Genomic DNA, 16,234 nt, shown 5'->3' on the forward strand with positions numbered 1-16,234 from the left:
GCTCACACCATGCCGCCATTGGGCTGCACGATCTGTCCCTGGATCCAGGAGGCCTCGCCGGAGGCCAGGAAGCGCACCACCTCCGCAATCTCGCCCGGCTTGCCGATGCGATTGAACGGGCTCAACGCCGCCATGCGCTGCTTGGCCTCCTCGGTCTTGCCGGCATTGAAAAGTTCGGTGTCGACGGGACCGGGCGCCACCGCATTGACGCGAACACCGCGCGCCGAGAGCTCCTTCGCCATCGACCGCACCAGGCTTTCGACCGCTGCCTTGGTCGCCGCATAGGGCCCGGTGCCCGGCACCGCGTGGCGGACCAGCGACGTCGTGATCGCGACGATGGCGCCGCCGTCGCGCACGCGCCGCGCTGCCTCCGCCAGCACGTTGAAGGCACCTACGACGTTGACCTCCATCAGCAGCCGGAAGTCCTCCGGCCTGAAGCTCGCCAGCGGACCTGCCGGCACGTTGATGCCGGCGTTGGCAATGACGGCCTGCGGCGCACCACCGAAGTCGGCGGCAACTTGCGCGAAGACCTGCACGACCGACGCGGCATCGCGGATGTCGACCTTATATTGCCTGCCGGGCCCTCCGTCCGACGGGCTGGTGGCGTAGGTCGAGGCCACCTGCCAGCCGGCGACGGCAAACGCCTGCGCGCAAGCGGCGCCGATGCCGCGGGAGCCGCCGAAGATGAGAACGATCGGAGAAGAGGTGGTCATTTTCGATTCCCTGATGCAGATGGTGTCTTCGCCATCGCGGCCCGCGTCGCTTCGATCGTCGCCTCGATGCCTTTTTGCAGATCGTAGCGCGGCTGGTAGCCGAGCTCCGCCTTGGCGCGGCCGATGTCGAGCGCGCCCTTGACGGCGCTCAGCACGCGGCCGCCATGATGATAGGGACCGGTGTCGCCGACCGTGATCCTCGCACCGGGAATGGCGCGATTGACGGCGTCGGCCGTGTCGCGCAGCGTCGGAGCCACTCCGGTCGCGACATTGTAGGCGTCGAAGCTGTGATGCGGCTTGTCGAGCGCGAGCAGCACGCCGGCCACGGTATCGTCGATATAGACCTGATCGACCGCGAGATTGCCGCCGTCCTCTTGATGAAATGGCTCGCCGCGCAACGCGGCCTCGATGAAGGTGCGCGGCATGCGCAGGCGCGGCAGATGCGGTCCGTAGACCCAGCAGGTCCGCACATTGATGCATTCGAGGCCGTGATCGCGCGAATAGACGCGGCCATAGTGCTCGGCTGCGAGCTTGGTCACGCCGTAGACGCTGGCCGGCTTCTGTGGGTGCTCCTCGTCGATCACGGCGGATTGGAAGTCGCCATAGGTCTCCTCGGTCGAGATCTGCACGACGCGCCTGACGCCGGAGAGCCGCATCGCCTCGAACAGGTTGATCGCGCCCTCGACATTGACCCGCAGCGCCTTCAGCGGGATATCCGCGGCCTGAACCACGCCGACCACCGCGGCGGCGTGGATGACGGCGTCGGGACGAAATGTCTGGAACGCCCGCAACACCTCATGCCATTCGCCGAGATCGATCGTCGCGGTGACGAGCAGCTGTTGTTGCGAGGCGAGTGCGGCCATGGCCGGCGAGACCATCAGGTCGATGGCGACGACGCGATCGCCGCGGGCGAGCAGCGCCTGCACGATCGCCGAGCCGAGCCAGCCGCAGGCGCCCGTGACCAGAATGGTCTTGCTCGTGGTCATGCCCGGCCCCTCACCGCGGCGCCGGCTCCTCATCGGTCGGCGGGCTGGTGATCACGAGGAACAGCAGCGGGTCGTTGCCGGTGCAGTGGAATTCGTGCACCACGCCCGGCGGAATGTAGGTGACGTCATTGGCACGGACCAACCGGCGCTCGCCGTCGAGGATCAGGATGCCCTCGCCCGACAGCACGTGATAGATCTGCTCCTGCACCTTGTGGGAATGGCTCTCGACATGCGCGCCGGGCTCGTAGGAGGAGATGCGATGGTCGAAGAAGCGGCTGCCGGTGGTGTCCGGCGTCACGATCGCCTTCGACAGCGCCTGGTTATAGTGGCCCGGATACTGGGTCCAGAAAATCTCGGCGAGATTGCGCGTCACCGCCTTCTTCTCTGTCGCCGCATTCGCGTAGGCGTTCGGTCCGGGAACGACGATGGTCATGTCTCATCTCCTCAGGAAGGTTCAGATTGGGCCGGCCAGCCGGTGCCGATGGTCACGAACTCGCAGCTGCTCATGACCGGTTTGCCGCGCGTTGCACTGCATCAGCGGTCTGAGTGATGCCAAGCAAACGCCCTTGCAGCTCGTGATCGGCCGCGAGCGCGGCAGCATCGCCGACATGGGCCACGCGCCCATTCACCAGCACATAGGCGCGGTCCGCCATCGCCAGCACGCTCTCGGCATGATGCTCCACGATGACGAGGCTCGCGCGCGACCTCAATTTGGACACGGCGTCGCGGACCTCCTGCACCACGGCGGGCGCCAGGCCCTCGAACGGCTCGTCGAGCAGAATCAACCGGCTCGGCACCATCAACGCGCGCGCGATCGCCACCATCTGCCGCTCGCCGCCGGAGAGATTTTCGGCACGCGCCTTGTGCAGGATGCGCAGCTTCGGGAACAGATCGAACACGTCGTCGAGCGACGCGCCGCCGGCGCGGCTCGCGAGCTTGAGATTCTCCTGCACGGTCAGATTCGGAAACAGCCGGCGTCCTTCCGGTACCAGCGAGATGCCAAGACGGTTGATCTCGTCCGGCCGTAACCGGTTGAGCTGCCTGCCGTCGAACGTGATGCGACCGCCGCTCGCCGGCACCGTGCCTGTGATGGCCCGCAGCGCGGTGGTCTTGCCGACGCCGTTGCGCCCTAGCAGCGCCACCACTTCGCCAGGCCGCACGGCCAGGTCGAGCCCGTCGAGCACGGTGCCACCGCCGTAGCCGGCGCGCACGCCCTCGAGCCTGAGCAGCGGCTCGGCGGCGGCGCTGCCGGGAAGCGGCGTCACATTGGTCGCCCGCGACGGAGCCGCCGCGATCTGGCCATGGGCGGTGCCGAGATAGGCCGTGACGACTTCGGGATGGGCAGCCACTTCCACCGGCTTGCCGTCGGCGATCAGCCGGCCCTGATGCAACACCGTGATGCGGTCGGACATGGCCAGCACACGGTCGATGTCATGCTCGATCAACAGCACGGCGTGGGACTTCGCCAGCCGCATGATCAGCTCGCCTACGATCTTGCGGTCCGACTCCGCCAGACCAGCCAGCGGCTCGTCGAGCAGCAGGAGCTTGGCATCGATCGCGAGCGACACCGCGATCTCGAGCAGCCGCTTCTCACCATGCGCCAGCGCGGAGCAAAGCTCGGCGGCGCGATCGGCGAGGCCTACGGCATCGAGCAGCGACCACACCTTCGCGTTTGCAGCCGCATCGTCATAGGCATCGCGCCAAAGACCTGTCCATTGCCGGTTGGCAGCTTGGACCGCGATACGCACGTTCTCGAATGCGGTGAGGCTGGGAAACACGCTCAGGATCTGGAACGAGCGGGCGATGCCGAGCCGCGCGCGCTTGTACGGTGACAGCTGATCGATCGGCATGCCCTCGAACAGGATGGTGCCAGCGTTGGCCCGCAGCACACCGGTCAGCAGATTGAACAACGTGGTCTTGCCGGCGCCGTTGGGACCGATCAGGCTGTGCAGTCCGGTCCGGCTCATCTCGAACGACACGTCGTTCTGGGTCACGATCGAGCCGAAATGCTTGGAGAGGTTGCGGATTGCGAGAATCGGCACCTGTGAGGCCGTCGCCGCAGCCTGACGTGCACGATCCGGCGCATAGGGAATGATGTCGCGCGGCCGCGGTGGAATGACATTGCGCGTCAGGGTCCAGCGGCTGCGGCCGGCGATACGCTGGAAGATGCCGTGAATGCCCTCATCTGACAGCAGCGCGAAGGCGATGATGATGGGGGCGAAGACCAGCCACCAATTCTCCGTGATGGCGCTGAGCCGGTCCTCCAAGACGATGAAGACGATGGCGCCCCACAACGGCCCCAGGAAATGATGCACGCCGCCCAGCGCCGCCATCATCACCGGATCACCGGCATGCTCCCAGTTCAGATTGTTGGCGTAGACGCCCTGCAGCAGCAGCGCCATCAATCCGCCCGCGGCGCCGATGCCGCCGCCGGCAATGACGAGCGCAATCAGCTTGGTGCGGTAGGTGTCGAAACCCAGGCTTGCGACCCGCTGCTCATTGTCGCGCAACGCCTGCATCAGTCGGCCGAACGGCGCATGCGCCAGCCGCCACAGCATCCACAATGATCCGATCACCACGACGAGCGTGAAGCCGTGGAAGGCAAGCGCGGAGCGAAACAGCGGACGCGCGACGTTCTGCAGGCCGTTCTCGCCTCCGGTCACCGAGGTCCATTTGAACGCAATCTCGAACGCGATCTGGGAGCACGCCAGCGTCAGCAGCGAGAAGTAGAGTCCGCGCCGGCGAAGGATGATGGCGCCGACGATCAGCGCCAGCAGCAGCGAAAATGCCACCGCGATCGCCAGACCGGTGATTTCGTTGGCGGCCGGCATGAAGCCCAGGCCGATTGCCAGCGCATAGCTCGCGCAGCCGAAGAAGAAGGAGGCGCCGAACGGCACCAGGCCGAGATAGCCGATCAGGAAGTTCACCTCCGCGCCGTAGAGCGTGTAGATCGCGATCTGGGTCACGCGATGGATCGGCATGCCCACAGCGAGCGCGATGCCGGAGGCGAGCGCCAGTATCGCGGCCGCCACGAGCACCGGGTGACTTGCGAGCCGCTGCAGCACGGACTTGGCCGTCGTCATTCGAAACGCTCCCAGCGCTCGCCGAATAGCCCGCGCGGCCGCAGCAGCATGATCGCGAACATCAAGGCATACATCGATGCGGCAGCCGCCTCTGGCCAGAACTGAATGGTCAGCGAGGTGACGATCCCTACCGCGAGTCCGGCGACCACTGCGCCCCGAAAGGAGCCGAGGCCGCCGATGGCCACGATCACGAACGCTGGCATCACCGCATTGGCAGCCATGGACGGCGACACCGTCCACAACGGCGCGGCCAGCACGCCAGCGATCGCCGCCAGCATGCAGCCGAGCCCGAACACTGCGGTGAGCACCCGCGGCAGATTGATGCCGAGCAATTCCACCATCTCCGGGTCCCGGCTGCCGGCACGCAGGATCCGGCCATAGGGTGTGAACGCCAGGAAGCCCCATAGGCCGAGCAAGGTCGCGGTGGTCGCGCCCAGCACGGCCACGCGATATTTGGTGATCAGGAGAGGACCAACTTCGACGATCCCTGCGAAGGCCGGCGGCGGATTGAACGGCTTGCCGTCGGCGCCCCAGGCGTAGCGGATCACCGCTTCGATCAGCAGCGCCAGCGCGAAGGTCACGATCAGGCTGAGCAACGGCTCCTTGCCGTAGAGGCGGCGGATGATCGTCACCTCCACAGCCATGCCGATCAGCCCGACCACTGGCGGCGCCAGGATCACGGCGCTCCAGCCGAACAGCTGGAACAGCTGCCAGGCCACGTAGGCCCCCAGCGCGAAGAAGGCGCCATGCGCGAAGTTGATGACGCCGAGCAGGCCGAAGGTGATCGACAGACCTACGGCGATCAGCACGTAGATGAAGCCGAGCACGAGTCCATTGGCCGCCTGGGAGACGAGAGTGTCGAGCATCGTTCGAGCCTGTCAGTACGCTGCAGGAACAAGGGTCGCCGCCGCCTCAGAGCGAGGGCATGCTGCAGCCGATATCCTCCTTGGTACCGAACGCCTTCGCCGTCTCCTCGGCGGTCGCCGAAGTGTTCTTCAGCACGTCGAAATAGTCGAACTTGTCGGTGATCTGCTTCTTGATCTGGACGATGACGGCCGGGCGCACCAGCTGGTGATCCCAGTCGCGGAAGAAGAACGGAAACTCGCCTTCGGTGTTCTTCCACTGCTCGAGATGCGCCACGAGCTGAGCGGCCTCGGTCGACTTCGCCGCCTCGATCGATTCCAACAGCGCCCGCATGCCGATCCAGCCCGACCACGTCTTGTCCGATGGCGGCTGATTGTACTTCTTCTTGAAATCCTCGATCAGCTTCTGTTCGGCGGCGGTATTCTTCGGATTGTTGTAGTACCACGGCTTGATGTAGATGCCGGTCGAGGCCTGCGGCCCGACGTCCCAGAAGTCGGTGTCCGTGACGGCGACCGCCGCATAGGGGATCTTGTCCTTCATCCCCATCTCGTTCCACTGCTTCAGGAAGTTGGAGAAGTCGCCGCCCACCAGGCCGCCGACGATCACGTCCGGCTTGGCCTGGCGGATCTTGAGGATGTAGGAGCTGTAGTCCGCGGTGTTGATCGGCACCTCGTCGACCCCGACCTCGGTGGCGCCGACCTGCTTCAGCATCGCGCGCGAGGCGCGCAGGATGTCCTGGCCGAAGGCGTAGGACGCCGTGATGAAATAGACCTTCTTGCCGATGCTGGAGACGTAGGGCATCAGGCCGGCCATTTGAACCGGCACGGTCGCCTGGGTGCGGAACGTGTACTTGCTGCAGCTCTTGCCGGTGATCTCGCTGGCCGCGGCGCCGGTCAGGATCAGCGGCACCTTCTCGCGATTGGCAACGCTCATCATGGCGAGCGCCGAGGACGAGTAGTTGCCGCCGACCACGGCGACCACCTTGCTCTCGTCGACAAGCCGCTGCATGTTCTGCTGCGACACCTGGGGATTGGGCTCGTCGAGCCAGACCAGCTCGATCGGGCGGCCCAGCACCTTGCCGCCGGCCTGCTCGACCGCAAGCGCGCTGCCGCGTTGCAGGTACTCACCGATCGAGGCGCCCGGCCCCTGCTTGGCATAGATCATGCCGATGCGGACGGGCCCATCGGACTGGGCTCGCGCGGGACCGCCGACGCCGAGCACGGATGCGGCAGCCACGCCGGCCGACGCGCGCATGAAAGATCGCCGGTTCAGATCACGCTTCAACATGGTGCTCCTCCCTCTCAACGTTGTTATCTTTGTTTTGTATCGTCAGTCGCGTTTGTAAGGCTTGCCGAACACCGGCTCCTTGAATGGGATCGGCGGCAGCTCCCAGGTGCCCGTCGACGGCGGGCGCACCTCGGCGTCGACATGCAGATCGATCACGCAGGGGCGGCGGTTCTTGATCGCGGTCTCGACTGCGCCGCGCAGGTCGGCGCTGCGGGTCACCGTCACGCCGTCGGCGCCGCAGGCGCGCGCCCAGGCCGCGAAGTCGGGGTTGTAGCGATCTCCGCCGGGCCCCTGATTGCCGCGATAGAACGCGGTGCCGAGCTCGCGGCCCTCGAACAGGCCATACTGCAGATCGCGGATCGCGCTCCAGGCGAAGTTGTTCCAGACGATCCAGATGCACGGCAGGTCATATTCGACGGCCGTGGCGACGACGTAGGGTGCCATCATGAAGCCGCCGTCGCCGACGACGGCGACGCAGGGACGGTCGGGCGCGGCCAGCTGCGCGCCGAGCACGCCGCAGACGCCGAACCCCATCGACGAAAAGCCCCAGCTGTTCAGCATGCTCTGCGGCCGCTTCGGCTGCCAGAACTGCATGAACCAGTTGTGATGCACGCCGGAATCGAGCGACAGGATGACGTCGTCCGGCAGCACGTCCTGCAGGGCTCCGACGACATATTCCGGCCGGATCGGCGTAGTGTCGGCGCTGAAGTGCGGCCGCACGAACGCCTCCCACTCCGCCTTCCAGGTCGCGATCTCGTCGCGCCACGCCGCGAAATTTTCGCGGCGGATCGCGGGGCGATGCTCCAGTGCCGCGAGCAGTTGCCCGGCGAAGGTCTTGGCGTCGGCGATGATGCCGAGCGTCGGCGGATAGTTGCGGCCGAGCTCCGCCGGATCGATGTCGACCTGCAACAGCTTCGTCGACGGAAAATTCCACGAGTAGCCCTGGTGCCAGCTCGAGGACGAGCGATCGTCGAAACGCGTTCCGATGCAGAGCACGAGATCGGCGTGACGGCCGGCCTGGTTGGCCGGATAGGCGCCGTTGCGGCCGATGAAGCCGAGCGTCAGTGGATCATCCGCCGGCACGCAGCCCATGCCATTGGGCGAGGTGATGACTGGAATGCCGTAGCGGCTCTGCAGCGCGCTGATCTCGGGACCGGCCTCCGAGAGCGTCGTGCCCTGCCCGATGAAGAACACCGGCCGCCTGGCGGCTTCGATCAGATCGAGCGCCCTGGTGACGTCGGCCTCGCTCGCACTCGGCCGGTGACTGCCGTGAACATGCGACAGCGCCGGCAGCTCGACGTCGGCCTCCTCCTGGAAAACATTGTACGGGATATCGAGATTGACCGGGCCGGGACGTCCCGTGACCATGGTGTCGAAGGCTTGGCGCAGCGCCAGCGGCAGCATGTCGACGCGGCTCGGCTGGAACGAGCGTTTCACCACCGGGCGCAGCACCTGGGCGAAATCGGCCTGGTTGTGCGCGTACAATTCCTGGAACGGCGCGCGATTGGCCTGCGACGTCGGAACATTGGCGGTGATCGCAAGGAAGCTCGAGGAGTCCGACAACGCAGTTGCGAGCGACATCACCATGTTGGCCGAGCCCGGCCCGGTCGAGGTCAGGGTCGCGACCGGACTGTGTTTGACGCGGAAATAGGCGTCGGCCATGTGGCCGGCGCATTGCTCGTGGCGGGGCGAGACCAGCTTGACGCGGTCACGCACCTGGTAGAGCGCATCAAGAATGCCGACATTGCCGTGTCCGCAGATGCCGATTACGAAGGGCACCTTCTGCTTGACGAGATATTCGGCGATGACTTCGCCGCCCTTCATCTTGGTCATGGTCAGATCCTTGTCAGGTGACGGTTCGCGTCATGCGAGGATCGTCACGATACGCTCTTCGCTCATTTCGCGGATCGCGTAATGCGGCCCTTCGCGGCCGAACCCGGAATCCTTGGAGCCGCCATACGGCATAAGGTCCACGCGGGAGCTCGGAGTCTCGTTGATGTGAACGCCACCGACTTGCAATTGCCGCGCGGCCTGCAGAGCCTCGTCCAGGCGTTTTGTGAAGATGCCCGTGGCAAGTCCATAAGGTGTGTCGTTGACGCGCGCGATCGCCTCGTCCAGCACATCGAAGGGCGCGACGCACATCACAGGCCCGAACACTTCCTGGCAGCCGAGCGGGGTCGCCTTGTCGACATTCGTGAGCAGCGTGGGAGGAACCACGGCGCCCACCCGCGCGCCGCCGACCAGACGCCGCGCGCCGCTCTGCTCGGCCAGCGCGATCCAGGACTCGATGCGCTGGGCGGCGGCCTCGCTGACGACCGGCCCAACAACGGTGTCGTCCTCGCCGGGGTCTCCGTAGGGCAGCCCGGCAACGAGCTCTGAAAGTCTCTGCTCCACCTGCCCGATCAGCGAACGCTGCACCAGCAGCACCTGGATCGATGTGCAGACCTGGCCGGCCTTGCGGAAGCCCGCGTTGACGACCTTCGGCAACGCAATATCGAGATCGGCGTCCTCGCAGATCACGCAGTGCGAGATCGAGCCGAGCTCCATCTGCGTGCGGCGCAGTCCCGCCTTGCCCTGGATGATGCGGCCGACGTCCGTGCTGCCGGTGAACGCGAAGAATTTCACTGCCGCCTCGGCCATCAACCAGTCGGCGACCTCACCATCGCCATGCAGCACCGACATCAGCCCCGATGGCAGACCTGCCGCGATCAGGCACTCCGCCATGATGCAGGACGTCATCGGCGTATGCAGCGACGGTTTCAGCACCACGGCGTTACCAGCCGCCAGTGCAGGCGCAACCTTGTGCGCCACCGTATTGAGCGGAGCATTGAACGGCGTAATCGCGGCCACGACGCCGAGCGGCACGCGGATGGTGAAGCCGATGCGGCCCTTCTGGCCTGCGGCCCCTTCCATCGGCACCATCTCGCCGGCCAGCCGCCGCGCCTCTTCGGCGGAGAGCCGAAACGTCGTCGCACAACGCTGGACTTCGCCCATTGCATCGCGGCGTGGAAAGCCCGCCTCCTGGCGCAGCACCTCCACCAGCTCCGACGCACGCGTCTCAAGCTCGACCGCAGCGCGATCGAGGATGAGGCCGCGATCATAGGGCGTCAGTACATTGGCTTCGAACGCCCGCTCCGCGGCGACAATGCAGCTGCGGACCTGCTCGCGCGACGGCAGATGCGCGGACATGGCGGGCCGCAGGCGATATTTGTCGAGCACGGCGACGGTGTGCGGACCATTCACCCATTCCCCGGCGATCAAGAGGCGGCACGATGGCAGACCGGCCGACGCCTGTCCCTGAACCGCAGCGTCCGCCATCGTCTGGTTCCTCCCAAAGGGTCTTCACACCTGTTACCCTCGTCCTTAGAGAGAAATTGACATTAGCAAAAATACTGTTTTGGATTAGTTGCCATAAGCTGAGCATATAGCCCGGCGGCAAGGTCTCGTTCTTCCCAGGCAGTGCGGTTCCCGCTCATGGATTTGCGTCAGTTGCGCTATTTCGCCCAGATCGTCGAGAGCGGCAGCCTGTCGAAGGCGTCGCGCTGCCTGTTCGTTGCGCAGCCCGCACTGAGCCAGCAGATCGCAAAGCTCGAGGAGGAAGTGGGCAGGCCCTTGCTGCAGCGCTCCTCGCGCGGCGTGATCCCGACCGAGAACGGCCTTGCGCTCTACCATCACGCCCGGTTCATGCTGCGGCAGCTCGACCATGCGCTGTCGATCGCCCGCCAGGATTCGGCAGAGGTCAGCGGCATGGTATCGGTCGGCTTGCCCGCGACGACCGTGCTCGCGATCGGGCTGCCGCTCACCAAGTGCATCCGCGCCAAATATCCCGGCATCCTGCTCAACGTCGTCGAGGGAATGAGCGGCCACATCGCCCACATGATGCGGCTTGGCCAGCTCGACCTGGCCATCCTGTTCAACAACGACGTGTCATCCAAGCTCGACGCGATTCCGCTGCTCGACGAGGAATTGTTCGTGCTTCTCCCTGCCGACAGCCCGCTGGTGCCGCGCCACCGTTGCAGCATCACAGTTGCAGAAGTTGCAGAGCTGCCCCTGATCCTGCCGACGGGAACTCATGGCCTGCGCCGGCGTGTAGCTGCGGAGTTCGAGCGGCGCAACATCACGCCGAATGTGGTCGCCGAGATCGACTCGCTCTCGCTGGTGATGAGCTGCGTCGGTGAGGGCATCGGGGTCACCATCAAGCCGATGTCGGCGCTGCAGGCAGGAGGACGAAGCAGCGAGGACTGGCGCGCCCTGCCGATCTCGGACGCCCGGATCACGCGACGCAACTATGTCTATTCGATCAAGCCGGACCTGCTGGCGCCTGCAGCCCTCGCCGTCGCCAAGGAGCTCCAGGATACCGCGCGAACGCTCGTCACATCCGGACAATGGCGCGGCGTCAGCTTGGTCGACGACTCCATGTCTTCCGCCATCCCGCCGGCGGCCTAGCGCACGCGCCGACCGTCTGACCGGCGGTCGCGACTGCATCACGCCCCGCCTCCGGCCCGGTCTCGTCTACTTCAGCGCCGCTTGCCCGGCCAGGGATACGACGTTGTCCTGGGCGCCCGACCCACCACTCACACCGACGGCACCGATGATCTTGCCATCCACGACCAGCAGATTGCCGCCTCGCGATGCGATCATGTCATCGAGCGTGGCGAGATAGGCGAAATACGCACCTTTGCCCAGCAACGTCTCGAACACCAGCGTGGGGCGTCGATAACGTACCGCCGTGCGCGCCTTGTGCTGAGACAGGCCGATCGACGCATATTGGCAATTGTCCTGCTTTTCGAAATAGACCAGATCGCCGCTCGGATTGACCACGGCGATGCAGAATGCGTTCCAGTTGCGCTTCGTCGTCTCGGCAACGGCCGCAGCAGCCACCTTCTTGGCCATCTCCAGGCTGATCGGCTCGCCATAAGGAGGCGGCGTCAGTGCATCCGCGACCGCGTCGTTGGGATTGTCGGTGTTCGATGTCTGGGCGAGGCTGTTCGATAAGTGCAGAGCTGCGACGCATGCGACGACGCTCAAAATGGTCCGATAGTGCATGTCTTCCTCCCGACCCTGTTGCCTTCTCCGTGCTCTCGTCGGCCAGCGTGGGCGCCTTGTTTCGCTCGACGAGGCGTGTCGTTCTCAGCCTCCTCATTCCGACGGCCGCGCTTGGAGGTTGCCGAGATCTCCCGGCTGCCCTGCTTGCGTCTCCAACGGAATCATGCGCTGCAGGTCAGCGCCGCTCGTCTCGGGCAAAGCCATCGCGGCGATGAAAGCGAGTCCATAGGCGGCGAGCGCGCAAAGGCCCATCGACAAGCCAAGAGGATGCGACGCAGCAAGCACGCCCACGGTCGCAGGCACGACCGAGCCGAACCCGCGCCCGCCACCAAGGCAGAAGCCCTGCCCGCTCGCACGAATCTCGGTCGGGAACAATTCGGCAAAGGTCGGCAACATTCCCGATGCCAGCCCACCTTGGAACGCGCCCAGAAAGAAGCTGAGCAGGATCGTCGTGTTGGCGCCGATCGGAGCTAGTAGATAGATGCTCGCGTTCGCGGCCTGGCATAGCAGGAAGATCATGAATGCGGGACGCCGGCCCGTGCGATCCGAAAGCCAGCCATAGAGCAACGGTCCGACCAACGAACCCAGGATGTTCATGGCAAGATAGCCTGCACTGCTCCCCACGGTCAGGTTGAGGACGGTGCGCAGATAGGTCGGCAGCCACGTGATCATCACATAGGCGCCGCCGAAAATGCCGGTGGCCATCGTGACCGCCGCCACGGTACGCCGCACATGGGCCCTGGTGAAGATCGTCCAGGCGGGCAGTCCGGCTGTCTCGTCCGCGCGGCTTTGACGATAAAGCCCGGACTCCGGCACAAGGCGGCGGATGAAGAACACGAGAAAGGCCGGCGCGATGCCGACCGCAAAGAACACGCGCCAGCCGAGCTCTTCAGGAAACAGCGATGAAATGACGGGGAGCAGCGCGACGGAAATCGCATAACCCACCGCGTAGCTGCTCTGCACCGACGCGGCCACCCGGCCGCGAAGCGCGGGCCTGACGACCTCGCTGATCAGGACGCCACCCACGGCCGCCTCACCGCCGTAGCCGAGGCCCTGGAGAAAACGCACGATCAGCAAGTAGTTGAAGCCGGTCGCGAAAGCCGATGCGAGCGTGAACAGGGCAACCCAGAGGATCGTCAGTTGCAGGACCTTGATGCGGCCGATGCGATCGGCAAGGATCCCTCCGCCCCAGCCACCGATGGCTGCACCGACGAGGGCTGCGGTCGCGAGATAGCCGGCTTCAGGACGCGTCAGTCCGATTGTTGCAATCAGCGCCGGGATGACCAGCGCATAGATCGTCGAATCGAGCGAATCGAGACCAAAGCCCGCGAAGCAAGCCCAATACGTCCGGCGTTCGACCTCGTCGAGTTCGGAATACCAGCCCAGTTTCATGATCGTTCACTTTCAGGCCAGGACTCGAACCAGATGCGCTTCTTCGTTGGCCGGGAGAACAAGCGCGAGTGCAGTACAATCGGGTGGCCGCATGGACCATGCAGGCGCACTTTCCGAGCGTGCCTGCCGGTCGTGTCCATCATGATTGCCGACAGCTTCATCGCCCGCCGATTGGAGATAGACGGAATTCCAGCACAGCCAAAATACGATTTGGCGTTGGCGCTCATAAGCCAAAGATATGGCTTGGCCGGAGTTCACCACGGCATCACGGGGCGACCTTGGCGGTGACAAATCCACTTTGATCGAGCACTCGGCGCACCGTGCCATTCGCCTTGGCATCTGCAAGAAATCGGGCCGCCCACTCCCGCGCCGTCACTTTGCCCTTCGGGACGACCACGACGACGCCCGTTGATTGGATGACCTCTTTCAAGACCCGGCTGCCCGACAGGCGCCGCGACAGCTCCTCCAAGGCTTCCATGCCCATGGCGAGGGCGTCGAGCCGACCCTGGCCGATCAGCTCAGCGGCCTCTTCAGGCTTGATGAATTTCGTCACGCTGGCACTTTTCATGCTCGCCTCGACCGTTCTGGACGTCGAGGTGCCTTCGATGCAGCCGACCCGGATTCCCGGACGGTCGATATCGGCGACGGCCGTGATGTCCGAGTTCGCGCGAATGAGATACCCGCTCATGTAGGCGACATAGGCAGGTCCTTGATCGACGAACTGCTCCCGCTTGCGATCCGCCGGCATGAAGGACAGATCCCACGCCCCTTTGCTGCCGGCGGCCGCGATTTCGTCCGAGCTCTGATATTCGACGAGCTCAAGCGGCACATTGAGCTTGCCCGCGGCCGCCTTGGCCAGTTCGACTGTCACGCCGACAGGCTTGCCTGTCGCCGGATCGCGTGTCGTCCAGAACGCGGAGGCGGCCGGCCCGACCGCAACAGCGACGCGCAGCACGCCGGTCGGAGCGATCTCGCGCGCATCCTGCGCAGCTGCTCCCGCCATCATGGCCGAGAGGCCCAAGCAAAGACTTGCGATGGCAAAGCAAAGCGATGCGAGCAGACCGGTCGATTTCATGCGTGGTCTGGCGCGATCCGACATCGGTACCGCCGTGCTGATAAAATGCCGGTCTTTCATAGCGTCGGATTCCACGATGATGGGATCAGCCGATAGCCGGCGCCGTCTTTCTCGACGTGTCCGACCGACGGGAACGCGAAGTCGAATCCGATCACGGTCGCCTTCTCCGCCGCTGCATCCGCCTCTGCTTCATGTCTCGTCCCTCCCGCTTCGTCTTCTTTTTTCGTCAATCCGCAGAATGCACCGGAGAGGACCGAGCCGGCGCTGCTCGCCTCGCCGCCAAGGGAACGGATCAGACGATGACGTTCCCTCGCCTCTCATCGCCATGACAGCCGATCACGCAGCGAATAGTGCGCGCAACTGGCCGATGTCGTCGATTTCTTCGAGCCGCCCGACCATGTCGATCAGCCTCTCCGTCTTTTCACTCCCCAGCACGGGCGCCATGAGATCCGTGGCTTTGGCGTTGACGGCCTCCGTGCCCAGCGGATTCTCCTTGGTGCCCGGCGGGTGTCTGGTGAAATGATCGACCTTGCGGCCATCGACCAGAGTCACCTCGACGATCGCACCGCGTGGCGCGGCCGGATCCATCAGACTCTTGTCGCCTACAAGCGTCACCTTCCCACGCTGCTTGAGGATCATCGGGTCGCGCATCAGCGCGACATCATGGCTGTCGGCGAATGAGACGGCCCCCTTGACCAAGGCGAGTGCGACGAGATGCCGACAGTTCACGTCGGGCATGGCGCTGTCGCCGACGATGCCCATCGCGTCGGTCGGAAGCTTGACCAGGATGCTGCGGACGTTGTCTGGAGTGAGCCCTTGCTGTCGGCGCAGCGTGAGCAGCGCATCCAGCGGCGACTGGATCGGATAGCCGACCGAAAAGGTCTTGATGGCCGTCTCCGTGACGTAGAAGCGGCTGCCGAGATCCCTGACCATCTCCTCCGGCTTCGGATCGCTCGACAGCGCGATGAACAAATTGTGGGTCCCATCGAGCACGTCATCGACGCCGGTGAGCCCGGCCATCACCATGTCGACGGCCATCACGCCGTTGCGCGCGCCCATGCCGGCGAAATCGAACGCCTTCTCGATGTGGTCCTTGTCCTTCACCCAACTCCACAGCCCCGAGACCTGCTGTGCCGAGTACGAGATGGCGTGACGCATGCCACGCTCGTCCAGTCGCGCCAGCGAGGCCGCCGCGCCGAGCGCACCGAATGTCGACGACGTGCCCTCGGCACTGCGATGCGAGCCACGCACCAGGTCCGGTCCGAGCGCCATCAGAAGCCGGCAGGTCAGGTCATAGCCGAGCACAACGGCGCGGATCACGTCGCGCCCATTGCGATGCTCCCGTTCAGCCATAGCGAGCGCGGCAGGGATGACCGCGCACCCCGGATGCGCCTTGGTGACCGGTTCGAAATCGTCGGTCTCGTCGGCGTGAGCGCACATGGCGTTGGCCATCGCCGCATTGACGGCCGTCGTCCGGACGTCGGAGCCGACGACGGACGCCTGCGGCGCGCCGCCGAGGCTGCGCACGTATCTCAGCGCCATCTCGCCCGGATGCATCCGAGCGCCGGACACCATGGCGCCGAGCGTGTCGAGAATGCGGTGCTTGCATGCGAGCACCACCTGCTCCGGCAGTTCCTGGTCACGCGCCGCAACCATGTAGCGCGCCAGGCGCTCGGTCACGCCCGGGCCGGCGGCCTGGGAGAAACGGATCGGCATCGCCGAGATTGCAGCAAACGCCCCCGCCGATTGCAGCAGACGGCGGCGCGACGACGTGGCGCTCCTCGCCAT

At 65.2% G+C, this 16,234-nt stretch carries 13 protein-coding genes; 1 reads left to right on the forward strand and 12 read right to left on the reverse strand.

Annotated features, from left to right (window positions below):
• Positions 1 to 2: 2 nt before the first annotated feature.
• The 8 genes from ACQR13_RS16345 to ACQR13_RS16380 all read right to left on the reverse strand — a co-directional run bounded on the left by ACQR13_RS16345 (position 3) and on the right by ACQR13_RS16380 (position 10,251).
• A complete protein-coding gene (locus ACQR13_RS16345; RefSeq protein ID WP_315827432.1) occupies positions 3 to 713 on the reverse strand; it encodes an SDR family oxidoreductase in 711 nt (236 codons plus the stop codon).
• Positions 710 to 1,699 (reverse strand): NAD-dependent epimerase/dehydratase family protein, encoded by a 990-nt coding sequence (locus ACQR13_RS16350; protein ID WP_316170359.1) that lies wholly within the window; start codon positions 1,697 to 1,699, stop codon positions 710 to 712. Before ACQR13_RS16350 ends, ACQR13_RS16345 begins: the two co-directional genes overlap by 4 nt.
• A 10-nt stretch (positions 1,700 to 1,709) precedes the next feature.
• Entirely contained in the window at positions 1,710 to 2,132 is a 423-nt protein-coding gene (locus ACQR13_RS16355) for a cupin domain-containing protein (RefSeq protein ID WP_315718509.1), read from the reverse strand.
• A 70-nt stretch (positions 2,133 to 2,202) separates the two neighbouring features.
• On the reverse strand, positions 2,203 to 4,782 hold the full coding sequence (locus ACQR13_RS16360) for a branched-chain amino acid ABC transporter ATP-binding protein/permease (protein WP_316170358.1): 2,580 nt from the start codon (positions 4,780 to 4,782) through the stop codon (positions 2,203 to 2,205).
• Positions 4,779 to 5,648: a branched-chain amino acid ABC transporter permease gene (locus ACQR13_RS16365; RefSeq protein ID WP_315739227.1), complete on the reverse strand. Its 870-nt coding sequence runs from the start codon at positions 5,646 to 5,648 to the stop codon at positions 4,779 to 4,781. Before ACQR13_RS16365 ends, ACQR13_RS16360 begins: the two co-directional genes overlap by 4 nt.
• 46 nt (positions 5,649 to 5,694) lie before the next feature.
• Positions 5,695 to 6,933, reverse strand: coding sequence for an ABC transporter substrate-binding protein (locus tag ACQR13_RS16370; protein ID WP_316170357.1), 1,239 nt, complete (start codon positions 6,931 to 6,933; stop codon positions 5,695 to 5,697).
• Positions 6,934 to 6,975: 42 nt separating this feature from the next.
• Complete coding sequence (locus ACQR13_RS16375) at positions 6,976 to 8,766, reverse strand: thiamine pyrophosphate-binding protein (RefSeq protein WP_316202125.1); 1,791 nt, start codon at positions 8,764 to 8,766, stop codon at positions 6,976 to 6,978.
• 30 nt (positions 8,767 to 8,796) lie between these two features.
• Positions 8,797 to 10,251, reverse strand: a complete 1,455-nt coding sequence (locus tag ACQR13_RS16380; protein ID WP_316202126.1) for an aldehyde dehydrogenase family protein — start codon at positions 10,249 to 10,251, stop codon at positions 8,797 to 8,799.
• A 156-nt stretch (positions 10,252 to 10,407) separates the two neighbouring features.
• On the opposite strand from ACQR13_RS16380, the gene ACQR13_RS16385 reads away from it, so the two are divergent.
• Positions 10,408 to 11,379, forward strand: coding sequence for a LysR substrate-binding domain-containing protein (locus tag ACQR13_RS16385; RefSeq protein WP_315718515.1), 972 nt, complete (start codon positions 10,408 to 10,410; stop codon positions 11,377 to 11,379).
• A gap of 66 nt (positions 11,380 to 11,445) precedes the next feature.
• Here ACQR13_RS16385 and ACQR13_RS16390 read toward each other — a convergent pair whose 3' ends face one another.
• The 4 genes from ACQR13_RS16390 to ACQR13_RS16405 form a co-directional block, all read right to left on the reverse strand.
• Complete coding sequence (locus tag ACQR13_RS16390; RefSeq protein ID WP_434862980.1) at positions 11,446 to 11,826, reverse strand: GlcG/HbpS family heme-binding protein; 381 nt, start codon at positions 11,824 to 11,826, stop codon at positions 11,446 to 11,448.
• Positions 11,827 to 12,072: 246 nt separating this feature from the next.
• Complete coding sequence (locus ACQR13_RS16395) at positions 12,073 to 13,371, reverse strand: MFS transporter (RefSeq protein WP_316202128.1); 1,299 nt, start codon at positions 13,369 to 13,371, stop codon at positions 12,073 to 12,075.
• Between the two features lie 265 nt (positions 13,372 to 13,636).
• A complete protein-coding gene (locus ACQR13_RS16400; RefSeq protein WP_316202129.1) occupies positions 13,637 to 14,506 on the reverse strand; it encodes a transporter substrate-binding domain-containing protein in 870 nt (289 codons plus the stop codon).
• A 276-nt stretch (positions 14,507 to 14,782) separates the two neighbouring features.
• The gene (locus ACQR13_RS16405) at positions 14,783 to 16,234 is read right to left on the reverse strand and encodes an MmgE/PrpD family protein (protein ID WP_316202130.1); all 1,452 of its coding nucleotides are present in this window, start codon (positions 16,232 to 16,234) and stop codon (positions 14,783 to 14,785) included.

It is taken from the genome of Bradyrhizobium sp. HKCCYLRH3059, from assembly GCF_051168035.1.
Lineage (GTDB): Bacteria > Pseudomonadota > Alphaproteobacteria > Rhizobiales > Xanthobacteraceae > Bradyrhizobium.